The organism is Pedobacter hiemivivus (genome assembly GCF_004331685.1).
Taxonomy (GTDB): domain Bacteria; phylum Bacteroidota; class Bacteroidia; order Sphingobacteriales; family Sphingobacteriaceae; genus Pedobacter; species Pedobacter hiemivivus.
Genome location: NZ_SJSM01000002.1, coordinates 686,660 through 707,998, shown reverse-complemented (window position 1 = coordinate 707,998; position 21,339 = coordinate 686,660). Strand labels below are relative to the sequence as shown.

General features: G+C 38.4%; 17 protein-coding genes and 1 pseudogene. 2 read left to right on the top strand and 16 right to left on the bottom strand.

Annotated features, from left to right (window positions below):
* The 3 genes and pseudogenes from EZ444_RS06125 to EZ444_RS06115 form a co-directional block, all read right to left on the bottom strand.
* A pseudogene (locus EZ444_RS06125) lies at positions 1-190 on the bottom strand (IS5/IS1182 family transposase); the annotation flags it as partial.
* 169 nt (positions 191-359) lie between these two features.
* A complete protein-coding gene (locus EZ444_RS06120) occupies positions 360-1,538 on the bottom strand; it encodes a FecR family protein (protein WP_131607830.1) in 1,179 nt (392 codons plus the stop codon).
* Between the two features lie 84 nt (positions 1,539-1,622).
* A complete protein-coding gene (locus EZ444_RS06115; RefSeq protein WP_131607829.1) occupies positions 1,623-2,183 on the bottom strand; it encodes an RNA polymerase sigma factor in 561 nt (186 codons plus the stop codon).
* A 257-nt stretch (positions 2,184-2,440) separates the two neighbouring features.
* Between EZ444_RS06115 and EZ444_RS06110 the strand changes: the two genes are divergently transcribed.
* Positions 2,441-4,129: a sensor histidine kinase gene (locus tag EZ444_RS06110; protein WP_131607828.1), complete on the top strand. Its 1,689-nt coding sequence runs from the start codon at positions 2,441-2,443 to the stop codon at positions 4,127-4,129.
* Positions 4,130-4,327: 198 nt separating this feature from the next.
* Here the strand turns inward: EZ444_RS06110 and EZ444_RS06105 are convergent, their stop codons facing one another.
* The 7 genes from EZ444_RS06105 to EZ444_RS06075 all read right to left on the bottom strand — a co-directional run bounded on the left by EZ444_RS06105 (position 4,328) and on the right by EZ444_RS06075 (position 10,260).
* On the bottom strand, positions 4,328-4,876 hold the full coding sequence (locus EZ444_RS06105) for a DUF4199 domain-containing protein (protein ID WP_131607827.1): 549 nt from the start codon (positions 4,874-4,876) through the stop codon (positions 4,328-4,330).
* Positions 4,877-4,887: 11 nt separating this feature from the next.
* A complete protein-coding gene (locus tag EZ444_RS06100; protein ID WP_131607826.1) occupies positions 4,888-5,556 on the bottom strand; it encodes a hypothetical protein in 669 nt (222 codons plus the stop codon).
* Positions 5,557-5,811: 255 nt separating this feature from the next.
* Positions 5,812-6,477 (bottom strand): Crp/Fnr family transcriptional regulator, encoded by a 666-nt coding sequence (locus EZ444_RS06095; RefSeq protein WP_131607825.1) that lies wholly within the window; start codon positions 6,475-6,477, stop codon positions 5,812-5,814.
* A 920-nt stretch (positions 6,478-7,397) separates the two neighbouring features.
* Positions 7,398-8,363 (bottom strand): cyclase family protein, encoded by a 966-nt coding sequence (locus EZ444_RS06090; protein WP_131607824.1) that lies wholly within the window; start codon positions 8,361-8,363, stop codon positions 7,398-7,400.
* Between the two features lie 3 nt (positions 8,364-8,366).
* Complete coding sequence (locus tag EZ444_RS06085) at positions 8,367-9,350, bottom strand: aldo/keto reductase (RefSeq protein WP_131607823.1); 984 nt, start codon at positions 9,348-9,350, stop codon at positions 8,367-8,369.
* An 11-nt stretch (positions 9,351-9,361) separates the two neighbouring features.
* On the bottom strand, positions 9,362-9,649 hold the full coding sequence (locus EZ444_RS06080) for a putative quinol monooxygenase (protein WP_131607822.1): 288 nt from the start codon (positions 9,647-9,649) through the stop codon (positions 9,362-9,364).
* Positions 9,646-10,260 (bottom strand): NAD(P)H-dependent oxidoreductase, encoded by a 615-nt coding sequence (locus tag EZ444_RS06075; protein WP_131607821.1) that lies wholly within the window; start codon positions 10,258-10,260, stop codon positions 9,646-9,648. Before EZ444_RS06075 ends, EZ444_RS06080 begins: the two co-directional genes overlap by 4 nt.
* Positions 10,261-10,359: 99 nt before the next feature.
* On the opposite strand from EZ444_RS06075, the gene EZ444_RS06070 reads away from it, so the two are divergent.
* Entirely contained in the window at positions 10,360-11,256 is an 897-nt protein-coding gene (locus tag EZ444_RS06070) for a LysR family transcriptional regulator (protein ID WP_131607820.1), read from the top strand.
* Between the two features lie 506 nt (positions 11,257-11,762).
* On the opposite strand, the gene EZ444_RS06065 is transcribed toward EZ444_RS06070, so the two are convergent.
* From EZ444_RS06065 to EZ444_RS06040, 6 genes are all read right to left on the bottom strand, one after another.
* A complete protein-coding gene (locus EZ444_RS06065) occupies positions 11,763-12,431 on the bottom strand; it encodes a cyclic nucleotide-binding domain-containing protein (RefSeq protein ID WP_131607819.1) in 669 nt (222 codons plus the stop codon).
* Positions 12,432-12,677: 246 nt separating this feature from the next.
* Positions 12,678-15,506, bottom strand: coding sequence for a M16 family metallopeptidase (locus EZ444_RS06060; protein WP_131607818.1), 2,829 nt, complete (start codon positions 15,504-15,506; stop codon positions 12,678-12,680).
* A gap of 26 nt (positions 15,507-15,532) precedes the next feature.
* Positions 15,533-16,846: a MutS-related protein gene (locus EZ444_RS06055; protein ID WP_131607817.1), complete on the bottom strand. Its 1,314-nt coding sequence runs from the start codon at positions 16,844-16,846 to the stop codon at positions 15,533-15,535.
* Entirely contained in the window at positions 16,843-18,159 is a 1,317-nt protein-coding gene (locus EZ444_RS06050; protein ID WP_131607816.1) for a MutS-related protein, read from the bottom strand. Before EZ444_RS06050 ends, EZ444_RS06055 begins: the two co-directional genes overlap by 4 nt.
* Before the next feature lie 4 nt (positions 18,160-18,163).
* Positions 18,164-20,407: a Gldg family protein gene (locus tag EZ444_RS06045; protein ID WP_131607815.1), complete on the bottom strand. Its 2,244-nt coding sequence runs from the start codon at positions 20,405-20,407 to the stop codon at positions 18,164-18,166.
* Positions 20,404-21,333, bottom strand: coding sequence for an ABC transporter ATP-binding protein (locus tag EZ444_RS06040; protein ID WP_131607814.1), 930 nt, complete (start codon positions 21,331-21,333; stop codon positions 20,404-20,406). The genes EZ444_RS06045 and EZ444_RS06040 overlap by 4 nt, the downstream gene beginning before the upstream one ends.
* Positions 21,334-21,339 lie beyond the last annotated feature (6 nt).

Below are 21,339 nucleotides of genomic sequence, written 5' to 3'. Positions count from 1 at the left end.
ACTTAAACATACGGATCGGACTCTCCGCAGTACGTCCATTGGTGTGGCAGTACTTCTCGAGCAGTTCATCATAAATGAAACTGAAGTCTATTAGATCGTTGATCTTTCGAAGTAAATTGTCTTTGGGAATGATCAAATCATACAATCCTGAGTAGGCACTGAATTGAATCTTTTGTTGATGAGCTAACATTGGGCACCTTTTAAAACCTACTTTTAAGGTACAAAAAAAGAGCAGATAACCATAGTTCTTCTGCTCTTTTTGGACTCCAAATATTTAAAAGGACTTTTTCAGTGCCCTCCTCTCACCGCCTCTGGTTTTTTTGTTCTTCTTTTTTGGCGCTCGCCGATTCAGGTAAATTTTACATCACTATAATCCGCCTCCCTTCAACTTTAAATTTCACCAATTTTGTTGATTCCAGCATTTCGAGTACATCAGCTACGTTTTTATACCGACTAATGGTGCCCCCAAAACGGTCTTTACTGATTTCTCCTTTATACACCACTTCCACATCATACCATCGCGACAACTTGCGCATAATAGAGGAAAGGGATTCACTATTAAATTTAAAATACCCATTCTTCCAAGCCACAGCCTCTTCTGTATCTGCCTGATTAATCTTTATAGGTCCATCGGCTAAAACAGCTTGCTGACCAGGTTTTAAGATGACAAAAGCATTAGTTACATGAACCGCATTGCTATTACCGTCAAGACTAACACGTACACTACCTTCCAATAGCGTCGTTTTAGTTAACTCTTCGTCACTATAAGCATTAACATTAAAGTGTGTACCCAGTACTTCAACTTCTTGTTTATCTGTTTGGACTATAAATGGATGTGACTTATCTTTTGCTACTTCAAAATATGCTTCGCCAATTAACTGAACCTTACGTTGATTAAGGCCAACAAAATCAGACGGAAATTTGATACTTGAAGCAGCATTTAACCATACCTTACTTCCGTCTGGCAATACCACTTGATATTGTCCACCTTTTGGTGTGCTGATCTTATTTAAACGATTTTCATCCCCCCGCCCTGCTGCACCTTTCACTTCGTAAACCAATTGCCCGTCCGAAGTTTTGTTAATACTAATCCCCGATTCATCTGCCAACTTACCATTTACAGCATCCGACAAATTAATCTGTTTACCATTGGCCAAAGTTAAGATTGCAGTATTTTTACCTATAGCGATGTGCTTAGCATCAGCAAGATCATCCTTAAAAAGACTACCTGCATTATATAAATACGCTGGAGTCCCAATAATCAAAAGAATTGCAGCAGCAGCTACCGTGCGATACCATAACCTAGTGCCTATAGAACGCTCATATATTGGTTGATCTCCAGTATTAATTTTAGACTGTATCCGGTCAAACAACCTCGACTTCACATCCTCAGCATTTTCGGGCTTTGACGTAAATACAACTTCAGGTTCATCATCAGCATTTAATGCAGACCAACTATGCAACTTGCTCTTGTCTTCGGTAGTTGCTTTTCCTGCTAAAAACTTTTTTGCTAAACCTTTTACTTCCTCATTGTTCATAACCTAAAATTGGGCGTTTGAATGTATAGAGTATACACCAGACAATTTACCCTTAGTCCAAAATGAAAATATTTTTAAAATACTTTAAAAAAGCAAATGCATGGAATTGCCTACATTGCTCCTAATGACTTTTAGTGCCTTCGTTAAATGCGCTTCAGCTGTTTTCTGTGAAATATCTAACTCTTCGGCAACATCCGACAGTGCTCTGTCCTGCAGTTTTACATATTGAAATACCAGGCGGCATTTCTCGGGAAGCTGATTAGAAAGCGTTTCGACAATCTCAAGTAACAGCTTATTTTCCAAATCAGTATCAAAAGACGCATAATCCGTCAACGTTGTCTGATAAGCCTCTTCATTCAGCCTATCTTTCTTATCTCTGGCCACATAACGATAAACCTCATACCTAACCATTGCAGCCAGATAAACCGGCAAAGACTGAATAACAAGTGTCAAACGCTTTTTCCAAAGCAGCACAAAAACATCCTGCACTACCTCTTCCGTAGCCTCTTGAGATTTTAGTATCCTATGTGCAATGTAATATAGTTTGTCCCAATACCTGTTATAAATCTCCTTATACACGCCATCATCTCCATCTCTTAACATGGCAGCCAATTCACTATCTTTTAGCTCTGTATAGGCAATCATAAATCTTCCGGCCTAAAATTAATCAATTAGCCTAGTAATCATCAAGATTTATTTTTTTAACTCAGCACTCCGCTCCGTTCTCTGCTCCCTACCTGTGCTCCCTACTTATACTCGCTGCTAAAATATACTCCTGCTTATACTCCCTGCTAAAATAAAAATCAGTTTCTCAGAGGAGACCTCAGGCGCTTTTGCTTTTTCAGCAAAAGATGCCAGGCTCCGAAGAGAATACTTATTTTTATCCTTATTTTTGCATCTGAATGAAAGTAACTTACACCAGGACGCTCGCCCGAAAAACGTTGTTAACATTTCTTGTATTTGTTATTATTCTTGCTATAGCAGCCCTTTTTGTGCGTAATGCTATTACTAAAAAACTAGAGGATATCTCTAAATTGGCCAGTAATATTGAGCATCGACTTAAACCAGAGCAGGCTCTTTTATTACTCCATCAGGCAGAAGATGACTTTCAAGAATCGCTATTGGACATTAACGGGCCCAAAAGCAATGACTATAAAGTTAAGCTAACATTGGCTTTCAACAAAATAGACACCTTATTAAATACCCAAACAGATACGACTCAACTAACGGCTGCACAAGGCAACCAGGTAAAGGTATGGTACAATAAAAAACTGGAACTTTCGAACAGACTTTTTGGACTTAAACACAATTTCGACTCCCTGCTAACCGTTTATGCTCAATTTAACGGTCAGACTAACTTAACTGAAATCAGCACGAACTTAAAAACGCACAAAAAGAAATTCAACAGCAAAACAGATACAATAAGAAAAGCTGGATCTGTAGAGAAAAAAGGACTTTTTGGAAGGTTAAAAGATGCGATTTCTAATAAACAAGGTGCCGCTGGTGGTGTGGTAGAAATTAATCACAACACAAACACCGCGGAGCTAGCCACACAAAAAATTATTGCCCGCGACAGGACTAACAATGCAAAAAAGCTTCAGGAACTGCAGCAACATAATGTTAAAATGCTAAGTATGCAAAGGGAACTCATCTCCCTCAATACGAATATCACCAATGAGCTGGAACGTATTGTAAATGATTTAAAAGACATTAACTACAAAATGGCGGATGAGTTGAAAGGCATGGCTTTTAAAAACTACCAGGAAACGACATCATTACTCAATAAATTTTACCTCGCTGCCTTATTCCTCGTACTGCTGTTTGCTACGTTACTGATCATTTTTATCTTTCAACTGAACAAATCGGAACTACAGCTGCTAAAGGAAAACGAAAGATCAGTAAATATTGCTCGACAAAAAATGGAACTGCTCACCCACATGACACATGAGATCAGAAACCCATTGACGACTATAAAGGGCTTCCTTTATATCTTCGCAAAAACTACGCTTACACAACGTCAGACGGATATGCTTGAATCTATAAAGGGCTCTTCAGATATGTTGCTGCGTACTTTAAACGACACCCTGGATGCCGCTAAAATGGAAACCAGTGAATTAAAAATAGAAAGCGATCCTTTCAATCCTTATTCGACCATAAATCAGGTAGTCGAAAACATGAGCTATAGCGCTACCAAAAAGAAACTGGAACTCAGTTATAACTTTAAAGGTGATATGGAAGCCCAGGTGTTAGGTGATGCTTTTAGATTAAAACAAATCATGGTTAACCTTTTAAGCAATGCGATAAAATACACAAACGAGGGAAAGGTGACCATCAATGCAGAATTGTTAACAGAGGATACTCGACTACAAGTAGACATCATAGATACAGGAATGGGTATTAGTGCCGACCAACAAGCCAACCTTTTTTCACAGTATTATCAAACTAATTCTGCAAAGGGACAGGTAGGTACTGGACTGGGCTTATACATCTGTAAACAGTTGGTAGAAATGCAGAAAGGAAAGATCAGTGTTAAAAGTGAGTTGGGAGTTGGCACCACGTTCAGTTTCTTTATTCCATATTCAAAGGCTTAACAAAAAAGTGCGCAGTGATAAAGCGGTCGTCATCCTGAATTTATTTCAGGATCTCGAATATCATATTCAAAACCTGCTTAAACGAGATCCTGAAATAAATTCAGGATGACGATGCGCATAAAAAGAGCCTGAATCATAATGACAAAGGCTCTTTTTGTATGTCAAAGATCCTGAAATAAATTCAGGATGACGACAGGATTATCCTTCGAAATGCAATGGTACTTCTTTTTTAATGACCGCAGCTCCTATTAAACTAGTAACTAAGCCTAGCAATGTATAGGTAATCGCTGCACCAAAACCAATAAAAAATACCATATAAGATTTCATCATTTCTACACCTTTCAGTTGAGTAGCATCACCAGCAGCAGCTTCACGCGCAGCATCGATCAACCGTTCAAAAGCAGTAGGATCTAAAACCTTATAATAAACCATCAACACGATTGCAATAAACAACCCAGCGTAAGCTGCAACCTTAAAACCAGCTGAAAAAGCAGTTTTAAAGGAAATAAAATCGTTTAGAGCCTTCTTGTAATTGGTTTGAACATATACAATAGCCAAAATAAAAGGAAGGTAAGATGCCAGAGAACCGACTAATTTCTCAGCCATCGAACTGTTAGGGTCATTCTGATCAATACCTGCAAATTTAAAAACATAGATCAAGGCCAAAAAGTAGATTGCATAAACAAGCGCACTTTTAAAAGCCATTGCATTTGGTGTTTTTACAGCTTCAACAGTTTTTTCTTCCATTTCAAAAATAATTAGTCGTTAAATGCAGCAATCAGTGAATAAACTGCGATATCAAATTCCTTATTCGCACTATACGTTTCCAGTTCTTTAATTACCTCTTCGTTCGCTTTTGGCTGGTGGAAGAAAACCATAAATGGAACAAAAAGTTCTTCCATTTCCTCGCCCAGCTCAATCATACCAGCATGACTGCAAATATCTTCTACACTGCTTTCTACCAATTGCTGATTGGTAATCAGGTCTTCATAAATATGAAACTCGTCCTGGAACTCATCCTCTTCTACCAGTAAAAACTCTTTAAGGAAATCATCCAGTTCAGGCTTAATCTTTTCGTCATGACACTCATTGATGTACAACAATAGGTTTAACAATTCAGTCCCCCTATCAATTGTATCTTCTTCAATATCTGCCCATTCTTCCGAATCCAAATAATCTTCTTCCAGTTTCTTCACATCATTCGCGAAGAAATTAATCATCAACAAATCAAAGAAAACTTCTCTCAATTCATCAAAAGCAGGATGCTCATCAAAAGCTGCATCAAACTCCCCTACCTTCTCCAAAAACCCAAGATCCTTGCTAAACACTTCAATTAAATCCTCTTTAAGTTTAACCGAATCTTTTCCTGAGGCTGACGAAAACTTTTCCAGTGATGCGATCAGCGCTGCTTTTACATAATTATCCATTTCAAATGTTTAATATTTATTTTTACAAACCACCTTAAAACACATTTAAAAGCAGCTTTTGTTAGTTAAAAAATCTCAAAAAATTATTTTTTTTCCCTTTTTTTTCCCTTTTGTATTTAAGGAAACAGGTAAATATTCAATTTTTATTGAGCAAAACTAGGTAAATTATCCTATTTAATTGTAACATCTACTCCCTATCTTTCTTACTCTATATTTAAAGATTAAAGTCTATCCATTGGTTGTAGTACTGGACTCTCATTTTTCTGAGTGTGTAATACTAAAACTTTTATTTTTTAATGTGGCTGGATTAGTGAGCCTACCTGAGTTAAATAATCTAGTACGCAATGCTCCTAGGGACCTTTCAGCCAACAACAGATAGGATGCTATTTCCGCATCTCTCATAATAGCACCTGGTTCAAGGAGTTCAGGATAAGTTGTGTAGAATTCAAATACGCGTTCAATACCTCTTTTTGCCAGCATCAGTTTTACTTGCTGTCCCTTTTCCTCCCAATTAGCCATGATTTTCTTGGTCAAATCATGGGCTTTAGGAAATTGACGGTAGACTTCCTCCATTTCTGAATGGTTCAGGTAAATTGCATATGAACCAGCAATTACATTGAGGTCATGAACGGATGGACTTTGTTTAGTAAAACTTGGCGTCGAAACGATCTCCCCTGCTCTGACTATCTCCGTAATCTGTTTATCGCATTTTGAATTATAAACTGAGAAAGTAAAAAAGCCTGACGACAAAAAAAAGGTATAATCTATTATATCTCCCTTCTCAAAAAGGATCTCATCATTGGGATAATATTTACCTCTCATGAAAGTGGTGAGCAGATCATACATTTTGGGTTCCTGCCAGCCATTCGCCGTCAGGTACTCAAATAACCTCTTTAGGATTTCTGAGATGTCGTTGTTCATAGGTAGGATTAGATTTGTTGAGCGTTTACACCAACAATATCTAGTACACTTTTATTGTCTTTAAAGGCTCGCGTTAATATTTCAACAATACGCCCTTTATGTTCAATTTGGGCTTCAATCATATTTTAATTTTTTATTAAATAAATATTAAACAACTGTTAACACAAAAATAATCAGATAGATAATATAACGATTTAGCAAAACCCAATTCAAACAGGGTAAAATCTTAGGTTTGTCCTTATATGGGATAATAAGATTCTTGCTTAAAAAAACCGGTAAAACTGGCCCAATCGAATACCGGGTAATTCGCTCTTCACCAGATTAAGTCCTTCTCGGTCTATCAATTTAATCTAAAAACAGAAGTTGTGAATCATCAATTAAGTTGAACAAAAGTCTATGCCAACCAAAATAAGGGTCTAGTATCTCTATCTTTGTCAAGCTTATTATTGGATTTTACTTGAATAAAAAATTTAATTCATTCTGTGGCTATCGAACCGTAGCAATCTCAAAGGTAAACCCCTTAAGTTTTTCCTCTATTACCGTTCAAGTTCCTGCCCTTGAATTTTTCAAGGAGATGTGCTGGGTCAAGGGAGGCGCTAATAGATTTATATTTTTCGCAAATTACAAAAATAACTAAGGTTTATATTCAATTATCCTTGGAAGCTCATAAATACAATATCCCCACAACAGCTAACTTGGATGAACAATAAATAACAACCTGGTTTCGCTATTGAGCAGATATAATGTCTTATGTAAACGTTCTAAACTAAAAAAACGTAGTACACTATAAGTGCGCTACGTTTTTTATTGAAAAAGTGTTCTAGTTGTTGACCTCGATCTTTTTTAAACAAGCCATATGAGATGGTCAGCTCTTTAATTCCAGATCTAATAGAATTTCCATTAAGCTAAAACCCAAACACTTAATAGATTGCCACAGGATTGATATTGACCTGGGTGGAACCTTTATATAATGGTTGGCCCAAAACGAATAAAAATTCCCAGACTTTATCCCTGACCAGGGCCCGGCTATCAATCAGCTCTAGGTTATAAATCCCCTTTTTAGCAAGCATAAACTGGTTGACAGGGAATTCCTCATCAGTTTTTGGATTTGGGTATATTTCTGATGCCCATGTATCACCACCAAAGGCAACAATCCCCTGATCGGCCAGCCACTGTGCAGCTTCCATACCAATTCCCGGTTCTACCTCAAGGAATTGTTTGTTGTCCTTCCCGATCAACTCCAGCCATCCAGTATTAAATAATATCACATCACCTTTACGAATAGTTAGCCCATGTTTTTTAAGGACGGCCTTGATATCCGCAACAGTAAACTCCGTATTGCTTGGTACAATATCCTTACCATAATAGGCGGTCATATCCAATACAATGCCACGGGTAATAATAGGGGGTACTTTTTCAACACCAAGCTTTTTCACCCCTTCTACAGTTACAAAATCAGTGGCCTTATTGCCATTGTAATAAACATTGTTTATACCAATATGGCCAATACCGTTAAGCTGAGTCCCCACACCAGTCCACGCGCTGACATATTCATCATTCAGGCTAAACTTATTTGGTCCCAAAGTCTTACCGCCTTGCTGGCCTGGCTGGATATTATACAGATAGAAACTACGGTGACGATAGGCAGGCAAGTACTTATCCACAGGTACGGCCAGAGGATAGCTCTTACCTTTTTTCACCAATTTCACCGCCTGCATAACCACTTCTGGGGTTAACAGATTTGCAGCACCGATCTCATCACCAGCTCCGTAAGGAGACTGGTACCAACTGGTATCTGCCGGATTGATATACTGACTTTGTGCATGTAGTGGCAGCCCGCTAACCAGTAACAGTCCAGCCAATTTTAAATAATCTTTGATTCTCATTGCTTAAAATTTTGAAAGTTCATTATTGATGATTTCCAACTCTTCATCCGAAATATTTATGTTCACTGCCTTTGCATTCTCAATCGCCTGCTGAGCATTTCTTGCTCCTGCAAGGACAATACTGATAGCCGGCTGCAGTGTCGTCCATTTCAGCACCAATTGAGAAAGCGTTGCCCCCTTTCTTTGAGCAATAGGTTCAATAACCTGTAAAAATGTTTTTACTTTGTCCAGGTCAAATTGAGCGAAATAACCATTGCGATGGTCATTCTCACTCAACTTACTTTCATTAAAGTATTTTCCAGTTAACAAACCACGTTCCATCGGGCTGTACACAATTATTCCGGTATTAGTTGCTAACGCATAAGGAACATGATTGTTTTCAATAGAACGATTAAGCATGCTATAAGACACCTGATTACTGGCTAATTCTAAGGTCTGTGAAGCCTCTTTTAACTGATCAACATCGTAATTACTCACTCCGGCAGTACGAATTTTCCCTTGTTGTATCAGCAATTCCAGCGCTTCCATCGTTTCAGCTATCGGGGTAGTATTGTCTGGCCAGTGTAGCTGCAACAAGTCAATATAGTCAGTTCCCAATCTTTTCAGGCTTTCTTCAACTTCCTTAATCACGTTCGCTTTAGCAGTGTATTTAAACACCGGAATTTGCTTACCACTATCTTCCGCATTAAAGAAAAATTCCCCTTTTCCGTTATTGCTGCCATCCCAAACCAAACCGAATTTGGTAAGTAATTGGATCTTGCTACGGTCTTTTCCTTTAATAGCTTCACCGATCATTTCCTCGCTTAACCCAAAACCATAAAATGGAGCGGTGTCAATAGTTGTCACGCCATAATCAAGCGATGCATGAATTGAGTCAATTGAGTCTTTTTTTTCATTACCGCCCCACATATTTCCACCAATGGCAAAAGCTCCATGTGTAATTACTGATAAGGCTAAATCTGTATTTCCTAATTTTCTGTATTCCATTTTTATTATATTTAAATTAAACTTGTCAATAAAATAGTTGGCTTTTCCTGTAGTTTTTCATCTACCAACTGGCCAAATACTTTGATATACGGTTGCTGGTTATGTTCATCTAGCCCCTGTTTACTTTTCCATATTTCGTAGAATGTGAAAAGGTTTTTGTCTTCAATACCCTGATGTAAAGTGTACAGCTCACAAGCCTCCTCTTTACGGGTTTGTTTAACCATTTCCTGAAGCACCGAAAGCACTTCTTCCCGATACTGCTCTTTTGCCTTAATAATGGCTATTAAATATATTATCATACTACTGTTTCTTTTAATTGACCCTCAAATACCGCCTGGAGGTGATTATGGTAATTTTCCATATCACGGATTACATTCGCATTTTTTTCAATGTCGTGGAAATGAAAGCTCTTCATTGGCTCCATACCCGCAAAGGCATTCATACGGTGAAAACCAAATAACGGCCCTTCATCCACACTATGCTGATTAAAAAATTCCCCGGGTAGTGTAAAGGCGGTTTCAGGGGCATTCCAGCTCGTTGTAAGCATATAACACCGTCCATGAAGCATACCGCCCGTTCCATAATTGATCTTCGGGTTGTCTGAACAACGGCCATCGCTGCGATAGATACCTTTTTGATGCCCAGCTGTAAAAACCTCATCAATGTATTTTTTAAATCCATGCGGCAACTGAAACCACCATATCGGCGTATGATAAATGATTACATCGGCCCACACAAATTTTTTCACCTCTTCAACTGGATTGTATCCTTGGGAAATGACTGTCTGTTTAACTTCTATATTGTCCTGATCCCCGAAAAAAGCAAGTGTTTTCTCCGTTACAGTATTGTTGAATCTTCCACCAGAGTGTCCAAAGTTTTGTCCTGCATTTATAATTAGTATCTTCTTCATTCTTTTCTTGATTAAATGACAATGCAAAAATAACTCACTAATTCATATCATTAAAATAAGATGATTTATACCTTTGTATCATAAATATGATATTTTGTTATGGTTAATCTTGAATGGTACCGCACCTTTAAAGCCATCTATCAAACAGGCACGCTAACCGGAGCGGCGGAATCCCTGTTTATTTCCCAACCTGGCGTAAGCCTGCACCTGAGCTCCCTGGAGAGCTACGTGGGCTATAAACTGTTTGAGCGTTCAGGCAGAAAAATGGCACCTACCGAAAGAGGCAAGATTTTGTACAACGCCATTGCTGAAAGCATGACTGCGCTTGAAGAAACGGAAAAAAATTTCCAGCGAAGTATGGAAAAGCATACGCCCACGATTAGTATAGGAATGTGTTTTGAGACATTCCAGATCACGCTCGAACAATACATCTCCACACTTCCATTTAACGTCATTATTCGTTTCGGTGATTACCGTGAGATGCTTGACAACCTGGATAAGGGTATCCTGGATCTAATCATTACACCCCACAAAGGGACATCCATTAATATAGAAAATCAGGCATTCTCTTCTGAAACCATCGTACTGGTTGCAGGAAAGGATTTGAATACTGAGCCCTTTCAAAAATTGGCAAAGCAGAAAAAATATACAGAAGCCGAGCAATGGCTAAAACAGGAAAAATGGTACGGCACTACCGGAGATATGGAACATCTGTTCCGCTTCTGGCAGTTCAACTTTGGTCATACACCCGACTTTCGCCCAAATTACATTGTACCAAACCTGAATTCCATTGTAAGGTGCCTGAGCAGCGGTAAGGGACTAGCGGTCATACCCGACTTTTTGTGCAGTAAAGAAATTGACAGCGGACTGGTAAAATTAGTCTGGAAAGGACACAAACAACTTAAAAACACACTGTATTTTGCCAACAGAAAAAACACCACTTATGCTGAGGAAATAGAGCTGATAAAAAGCCTTTTCCGAAAAGTAATGGGATAGATTTTGAAACTACACTATTCTTTAATGTACTCCGAAGGATATTCTTTAGTATCTACTTGAAAAGTGATAGAGCTTCCAACAGGGATCGGATTAGAATTTTGCAGTTCTAAGGCTTGATCACTTAGGTTAAGATATTCGATACTCAAATTTTTGACTTGAAATGGTTTGTCAATATCTCCAGTATAAGCTTTTGATCACTTATATTCATGGTATTTACCAACTGTAACTTAATAAAAGCGACAGGAGCGCGAAATAAGTTAACGCTGAAGGTTTGCTTGTAAGATTCATCTTAAATTTAGATAACTAAATATAGTTTTTTTGATAGTAAAACCAATTGTTAAAATCAAAGAATAAATCACTTATAGCAAAGCGAATTAGCTAGAAAGCGCGAGATTCTTTAACCATTTTTGAAGGAGATAAAACTTAAGCACTGGTAAATCAGAAATAGTAGAGAGCTTCTTGGGTAAATAAAAATCATAATTACATATAACATTATATATACGTACTTAGTCTTGGCTCTGCAGATGCGGATAGAGTTCTTTCATCAAAGTAGAAAAATGATATTGATCGACATTCAAATAACTAGCTATATCTTTATACTGCATAGGTGCTTGCCTGGCAGGCTTAAGTAACATTGGATACAAATCAAAAAAGCGTTTAACCTTTTCCTTTCCCAATAAACGATGAAGCTCATCCTTAGCCCGAATATGTTTAAACATCGCTGCAAGAGTCTTTATGGTCAATATCTTCGCCTCATCAAATCCCTCAAACAAATCTTCCATATCCTTCGCCGTTACATAAAGAATATTGGTTTGCTTAATAAACTCCAATCCGGTATCAGCCGGAGTACCATTAAAAAAACTATCGGGGTTCAAAGCGATCTCACCAGGCCCAAAGACATCTATAACAACCTTGCCTCGCACAGGGTGCATGTAATGCGCAAATCCCAGTCCACGAGATACAAAGGCCGCTACATTAGCATCCGTATTTTCTGCATAAAACGCATTGCCATATTTAAAATACAGCCCCTTTAACAACCTTGTTAAACCAGATTGAAAATAGTTCTGATCTTTCATCACCAAAATTGAATTCAGGTAAATAAAAAGGCGCCTATAGGCCATTGGATGGATAATGCACGGTATGGGATCCCGATTCTTTTTTTTGCTATTCGCCATGATGAGATTGTTAATCAAGAAGAGCAAACCGGGGATTAATCCGATTTGCCCTACTTTTCACTAAAAAATATTAACTTTAAGAAGTGCAGCGCTCATCCGAGCCAAGACTACACTTCTAACCTAAATTTCCGTTTCATGAGCGAAACGACACACATAGAGAAACCAACTCTATCCGCATTATTAACTAAGTATTGCAGCTTTAACTGCGATTATAAGAGAGGTGGTTTTTCGATTCATAGCTGATTATTAATCAGTTTTCATGTTTTCAGGCATCAGAACAAGCCTGACATAGTTCTCTCCACTCAGGTATTTCTGTGCGGCTATTTTAAGGGTTGCAGGATTCAGTTTGTTTAGCAAACCATTGTAGCTATCCAACAACCTAAAATCTTCGCCATTTTGTAAACGAGTGTTCAGATAATTCAACCAGTATCCATTTGTCTTTACAACTGTTTCCCGCTGTTTACGTTGTTCAGCAACGAATTTATCGATATTCACTTTTGGTGGACCGACAGTTTTCAGTTTGTTGATCTCATCCAATACCGACGCGATCAGCTTCTCAACATTTTGCGGAGAACATCCGAAAGAAATACCAAGACTATAACGTGACTCCGGAAATTTAGTGCTTGAAGCTTGTGCAGAGGGTGTATAAACCCCGCCTTCTTCTTCCCTTAATCTTTCCACTAGTCTTATTTCCAAAGTCTCTTTTAATGCATCCAACTCAATATTGTTCCCCAGCGTATAATCGAATTTACCAGAGAAAATAAGCTGCACAGTGGCTTTTGGTTCAACCCCTTTGTATACTGTTTTTGAAATCTTACCATCTGGAATCTGAATACCAAGATTTTTTGGCAGTGTTATCTTTTTATTAGTGGGTAAGGCCGCCAGATACTGCTCCAATAGCGGTTTGATACTATCTACAGAGAAGCTACCTACAAAAATAAATATAAATCCTGCAGCATTTCCGAAGCGTTCTTTATAAATATCATAAACACGATCCAGTTTAATTTGATCAAGTTTGCCAATGGTGGGTCCTGTGCGACGCACATTGTAATCACTTAAAACTGCTGCGGCTGTATCCTGGAATATACTGGAAGGATCATCACTTCGGTTGGCTAGGGAGGCTTTAGATCGGCTAATGATACTTTCAAATTGTTCCCGGTCTTTTCTCGGTTCAGTAGCATAACCATAAAGTAGTTCTAATGCCAATGGTAGATCTTTTAGAGTCGCACTGCCGCTAAAGCTTTGTGAGCGATCTCCCAGACCAGGTTGTATACTGAGCTGTTTACCAGTTAAAAATCTACCAAGTTCTGTCAATGAATAATTTCCAACTCCAAAAGAGCTGACGATGGCAGCTGAATTAGCGGCAGACTGGTAATCGGCATCACTATATAAAGAAGTTCCTCCTGGCGCAAAACCAGTAAAAATCACCTCGTTGTTCTTATATTTTGTCGGTTTCAAAACCACTTTAATACCATTGCTTAGCATTAGTGTGGTGATGTTTAATTTAGCATCCTTTTTTTCTGAGATAATTTTTCCTTTTACAGGCATTTTGGTTAGCAACGGTTTCGTATTTGGGACTTCAGTATAAGCCTTAAGCTCCTCAGTCTCTACGGAGGCAAGCCAGGATTTTATGGTTTCTTCATTTGGCAAATCTGCTTTATCATTATCTGGGGCCATCACTAAAATATCCCTGTCGGTATCTTTGATATAGGTTTGGGCAAGCTGGTTCACTTCCTCCAGAGAGATCCCAGGCATCTCACTTTGAACCAATTTATATTCAACCTCAATACCTGGCGCAGCATTGCCTTGTAAAAAGTACTGTAGATATTCCTTTACATAACTTTCAGAACTTCTTTTATCTTTTTCCTTATAGGCTGCCTCCATTGTACTGATGTAGTTCGTTTTTGCTCGCACAAGCTCAGCTGATGTAAATCCAAATTTCTTCACTCTTACGGTCTCACGCCATAAGGATTTAAAAGCTTTTTCCAATTCTCCTTTACCTGGTTTTGCAGCGACAACAGCAGTATAAGCATACAGTCCACCTAAAAAGTTACCGATATCGGCACCACCTTGTAAAAAATCAGGGTTTGGTTTTTGTAAAAGTTCCCCATAACGCACTGCAAGCATTTGATTGAACAATGCCCGTAAAAATGCATTGCGGAAATCTGTAGCAGTTTTAAACTCTGGTGCCTGGCTCTTAATCATCACCTGGGCAATCGTACTGGTCATCTCTTTATCCGTCACAGCCATATACTGGTTTTTACCCGTAAGTGGTATCATATATTTTGTCCGTGCCCTTTCGTTAGCTGGATTTTTCAGATCAGAGAACTTCGCTATAATATTGCGTTCCATCTCCTCCACGCTAATATCTCCAACTACAATTAGAGCCTGAAGATTTGGTCTATACCAGTCGTTATAAAAAGCACGAATAGTTTCCGGCTTAAAACTGGTTAGCACCTCATCTAAGCCGATTGGCAATCTTTTTGCATATTTTGAACCATTCAACATCATTGGCCAAAATTGGTGCTTCATGCGTTCATTTGCGCCCTTGCCCAAACGCTTTTCTTCCAAAATTACACCTCGCTCCTTATCAATCTCGGATTTTTCTAAAAGTGCTCCATGTGCCCAGTCTCGCATAATCTGCAAGCCATTTTTAAGCACATCAGGTTTATCCGTCGGTAAGGGAAGCTGATAAACAGTTTCATCAAAACTGGTATAGGCATTGATGTCTGCGCCAAATCTTACTCCAGCTTTCTGCAGATAATCGATTAGTTCGTTTTTTGGGAAATGTGTCGTTCCATTAAAGGCCATATGTTCCATAAAATGGGCTAAGCCTTGCTGCTCATCGGTTTCCAGAATAGAGCCGACTTTATTGGCCAGGTAAAATACTACACGGTTTTTAGGCTCTATGTTATGTCTAATGTAATAGGTGAATCCATTAGGCAGCTTACCAACTCTAACATTAGGATCCAAAGGCAAAACTTGCCCACTGGCTGGTAAATTTAAAACTGCCGAAGCTGTTAAAAATATAAATAATGATATGACATAATTTATATAGGTTGATAGTTTTTTCATATGTTAGTTTTCATGCGGTTAAATATTTATTTCAGCATCTCCAGAATACCTTCTTTTTGGATGAGCACCATACCATGGCGGTCATCTGTTACGCCTTCTTTTAACTTATAGGTGTAAACTGGTTTTTTCTCATGCATCTCAGTCGGCAAGTAGAAGAATTGAATATTTTCTTTACATGCGCCAAGTTCCTTTGTTACCTCAATGATGTGTGTAGATATGATAAAACCACATCGCTTATACTGTGCAAAAGCCTGAGTAACTACCAATGTAGCATCATAGGCATCTTTAACATTGGTACCTTTAAAGAGTTCGTCAAATATGACAAATACCTTTTTAGAAGAAGAAACCGCTTCTGCGACATCCTTTACCCGTTTAACCTCAGCATAGAAATGACTGTATCCCTGTTCAAGATTATCGGAAATGTTAATAGAGGTGTATAATCCTTCCATCACAGAAAATGTCATTTGACCCACTGGTACGGGAAATCCCATGTGTGCCAGATAAAGAGCAATACCGACAGACTTCATGAACGTTGATTTACCGGCCATATTAGCTCCGGTTAAAAAGATTACATTCTTATTTTCTGTAATCTCAATAGTATTCCCCTTTGCGAACTTTACTAAGGGATTCCGGCAATCAGTCATGGATAAAACGTTGCTATTACCTGGGAGCGCTATTGCGTAAGAAAATTCGTTTTTACGCGATAGCGAGGAAACAGTAACATACAGATCCAAATGATGAATTAGATCAATAATGCCTAATAGTTGCTTATTGACCTGGATTCGAAATTTTCGATCATAGCTAGTCAGATTTGAGATCGAAAGTTCTTGTACATCACTTGGTATTTTTGTGTGTATTTCCTTATTGAGAAAATCCTGCGCGGCAAGCAATTCGCTAGCTAAGGGATTGTCGCCATCTACCGCCAAAATCTCTGAAATAAAGTTTTTAAATTGATAACAAATTTTAGAAACAGCGCAAATTTGCTTGATTCGTAGCTCATATTCTTCAGAAACGCCTAAAATCTTTAACGCAGCAATCCTTATGTTCCCGATAAAACTCATCATGGTACTAATTCCGCCACTTTCTAGATAGGATTCGACGACTAAAAACTCATCATTATCGATAGGGAATTCAATGTCAACGGTGGCGAAAAACTTAAAAATAGAACTCCTCAAGTTTATCCTTTCATGGTCGATGAGCGGGTTATTAAACATCTTTTCCAAAAGTCTCGCCCCCCCTGAGGTTCTAACATGGTTAAAGATCGCATAGACCGATTTATTACTATACCTATCAAGTAGATTGAGGTCTTGCCGTGTTTGAATATCGGTGAAAAAGGTCATATTTTACGGTGATTGTTGTTAAGTAATTCAAGTATTCCTTCGTTCTCAACGATTAACATTCCGTGGCGATCACTGGAAATCCCCTTTAGGAGGCGGTAAGTATAAACTGGCCTACCTTCTTTCATTATTGTTGGGAGGAACACAAAGGATATTGTTGGATGAGATTCGCCAAGCACCTTCCCAGCTTCGATGATGTGCGTTGAAATCATAAAAACTGAAGTGTCTTTTTTAGAAAATGCAGAGGCTATGGCAACCGTTGCATCAAATGCATCTTTAACATTTGTACCACGGAATAGCTCATCCACAATGATCACCATCTTTTTTCCTTTCTGTATAAATTCTGCCATTTTACGTACCCGGACAACTTCCGCATAAAAATGGCTGTGACCGACACTTAAATTGTCAGATAAATTAATCGTGGTGAGCAGCCCATCAAAAACGCTAAATGTCATTCTTGAAGCAGGAACAGGAAAGCCCAAATGAGCAAGGAATACCGCAATGCCAAAGGACTTCATAAAAGTAGATTTTCCCGCCATATTTACCCCAGTCAGAAAAATCAGGTTTTCATCACATCCGGCAATAATGTCGTTTGTTATAGCCCCTTTGAGATGAGGATGTCTTAACCCCTGGATTTCCAAAACCGAACCAGATTGATCTGATACTGTTGGAAAGACAAATTTTTGAATTTTAGCCACCCTTGGGACAGTCATATTTACATCAAGGGAATAGATCAAAGTCAATAGACGCAGTAAATGTTCTCTTTTTTCGAACCTAAAATACCGGTCAAATTCTGTTAGCTGCTTCCACTTAGGGTTTTCACAAACAGGGATGATGTCCCGAAGTGATTCCAATTCAAGAAAAGTTTCCCCAAAAACACTGGTTAAGGCCCTTTTTTCTATTTTTTTCAGAAAAACATCAAGTTCCTTTCCGATAATGAGAATAGCTTTGATTGCCAATATCAATAACTGATTTTGTGAATTGGGCTGTATTAAATCTTTAATACCTTGTAAAAATGAATCCTTTTCCCTGTTCAATAACGTCCTTTCATCTGTATTTAACAGATATTGTTCAGCCAAATCCAGATTTACTACATTTATTGGAAACTGTTCATCCAGTTCACTAAAGAACTTAAAGCTATCCAATCTTTTTTTAATTGCTATGGCTGAATCCAAGGGATATTGGAATAATTCGGTTATCTGTTCAGCCCCACCCTTTGTTTTGGTTTCGTTAAATAACGACTGAACCGATCGTTTACCTTTTTTTCCAGGTATTTCCAGATCATTTAATGTTTGCTTATCAATTATAAAACTCATACCTCTATCTACTCCTTCTACGTATATAAATGATCAATGCAATAACGATCAGGATCAAGGGATATACCCAGCGCATTACCAAAGAGGAAATGTCCCAAAACTTGTCGTCAATTTTTATGCGGTTGTCGATTCCTTCAGGGCGATGGACGTCTACAGGTGATGTCCCATTAGAAAGCCAGGAGAAAGCCGCAGATATAAATCCGTAGTTACCAGGGCTATTATTTTGATAATTCTGATTTAAAACTGCAGTGCTTAGAAAATCTGCGTCACCTGTTACTATAATTTTCTGAGTTTTCCCATTAACCTGTTTTGAAAGCGCAACTACTGTAGGATATGGCTTACTTATCTTTTCACCTTCATTCCAACTGCTGGTACCTGACTCGAACAATACCTGAGTTTGATAACCACTATGACCTGAAATAGCTATACCAGCTGCAGACGGCATCACTAGTACCTGCTTTCGAAGCGAAATATCGCGGAAATAAGGAGAAAATTGTACGGCTCTCTCTGAAGGTTTCAGAGCCATCAAATCGGGCTCAGATTTCTGGGTGGTATCTAAAAGTTTACCTGGGAGCAATTGGAGTCCGAAATCATTTATCACAGGATTCAGATACTCCTGTCTCCCTGGTTCTCCCAAAATCATCATATTTCTACCAGAGGCGATATACTGTTGAATATTTTGTTTTTGTGGTACAGTTAAAGCACTTTTTGGATCTGCCAGTAACAATATACTGATGTCCGTATCAATAGGTTTATCCAATGAAACCTCTCTGAGATCAAAGCCTTGATTAATCAAAGAACTCCGATAACGTTTTGCTGTAGTAAATTGTTCGTAGTCACTGTTGTATTTACCCGAGATAGATCTTTCATCATGACCTATCACCATTCCCACCACTGGTAACTTCTGATTTAACCTTTTAAATGCTGCAGAAATCTCGCTTTCAAATGGTACAACAAGGGCATCGTCAAAAAACCGCAACCATGAAGATTTATTATTACTTCCTTGAATTAATGAAACCTGTTGAAAATCTTCTGAGGCAAGATCAACTTTTGGCTTTATATCAGCATAAGGAACGACATCAAATTTCCACCGGAATAAACTCATGACAGAATCAAGCATCTCCTTTTCTGATTTTTTACTTGTTCTTTCATAGACTGGATTTTCGTTTTGTACTTTATGGTAATAGTAAACATACTCCAGTTTCAGTCTGGGCTTGAAACGAATGAACTGCTCATATCTGCCTTGTTCGTTTTTGAACCTGTCCGGTGCCAGAAATACTGAGTTCCTTGCCAGAACGTTTACATAAGTTGTAATCGTAATATCCTTTGGAAGATTTGATACAATTTCCTGGCTGTTTTTAGTCAATGTATTTAACTTGTCCCTGGTTACATCTGAGTAGCCTTTTAAATCTGGCATTGAGCTCAAATATCCAATCAACATGGTAACCAAAACCGCTCCCCCATATACACTTAATCTTTTAATAAAAGTACTTGGTTGCCGTTTAAACTTCAGGTAAGAAATTGTCAAGAATAAGAACATCCCAGATATGATGATAAAATAAATTAAATCTTCGGAGGTAATCATCCCTCTGATAAAAGTACCAGCCCTGGAATTTATAGATAACCAATAGGTAATATCTCTCAAGTAGGCAACATCCTGCCAAAGTCCTCCTACAAAGGATAGTATTGACAAAATCCCGAACGTCCCTAATGCAGCGACAACAATGTGAGAGGATATAGAAGACATAAAAAGTCCAATGGCCTGGTAGGTAGCAACTAGCAAAAATAATCCAAACAACCCGCAAAGCACAAGCGGGATTTCCACATGTTCAATTGAAAATAAGCAATAGATGCTAAATACGGATAGCACTGCGAGCAAGCTAAGGTTAAAGAAAAGTAATGCAAGATATTTTCCGATTACAATTTGGGTATTTGTCACCGGGGATGAATAAAGGAGTTTAACTGAGCCCGTTATAAATTCCGAGGTCATGATACCCATTGTGATCAGTGGGATATATAGGTAAATGTAGCTTTGAGCATTGGCATATAAACCTCCACTTGCGCCAAAACTCTTAAATGTATAATAGTCTGTTTCAATATTTCCTCTCTTCCAGAATAAAAAACCATCGAAGAGATTTGTAAACACCATACTGCATTGTATACAAAAGATGATTAGTACCAGCCATGCCACTGGAGAATAGAAAAGCTTTCGAAGTTCGTTTTTAGCGATATTAAGTATCATGTTCATATTTTCTTTTTGTTGGACAATTCAGTAAAAATGGTTTCAAGGGAATTTCGCTCCTGTATGATCTCGGTAAGCCTCCATCCTCTTGCTACGCTCATTTCTACGATTCTCTCTGTAGCTTCTTGTGCGTTCTCAAATTTTATTTTATAGCGGTAATTACTCAGCTCTGTTGCTTCCACAACCCCAGGTATATTTATAAGTTCATCGGTTGAAGGTGCACCGATCATGGTCACCAGCAAAGATTCAGGAATGATATAATTATCGAAGTCTCGAATGCTACCGGAGAACACAAGATCTCCATGGTTGATCATCCAAATATGATCGCAAAGCGCCTGCACCTCTTGCAATATATGAGTAGATAAAATCACGGTGTGTTCCTGAGCAATTTCCCTGATCAGATTACGCACTTCCAGTATTTGGTTTGGATCAAGCCCGTTGGTTGGTTCATCCAACACAATAAAATCAGGTTTATGGATAATTGCCTGTGCGATTCCAACACGCTGCTGATAACCTCCGGAAAGACTCCCAATCAAACGTTTACGAAAATGTCCTATCCCAACTCTTTCCATTGCCTCAGTCACGGCCTTCCCTACATTTTTTTTGTCCATCAATCGCAAGTTAGCCGCATAGCCGAGAAACTCTTCCACTGTGAGTTCATTTGAAACTGGTGGTTTCTGAGGTAGGAAACCCAGGTGCTTTTTTGCTTCAATCGGATTATTCAGCATATTGATCCCCCTGATAAACACATCTCCACTTGTTTGCCTTAACACACCACACATGATATTCATAATGGTCGATTTCCCAGCTCCATTTGCACCTAGTAAACCATAGATGCCATTTTTTTTGATATCTAAATTAATATCCTTAACAGACCATTGAACCGAGTAACGGTGTGATAGATTTTTTATGCTAACAATAAATTCGTTCATTGTATT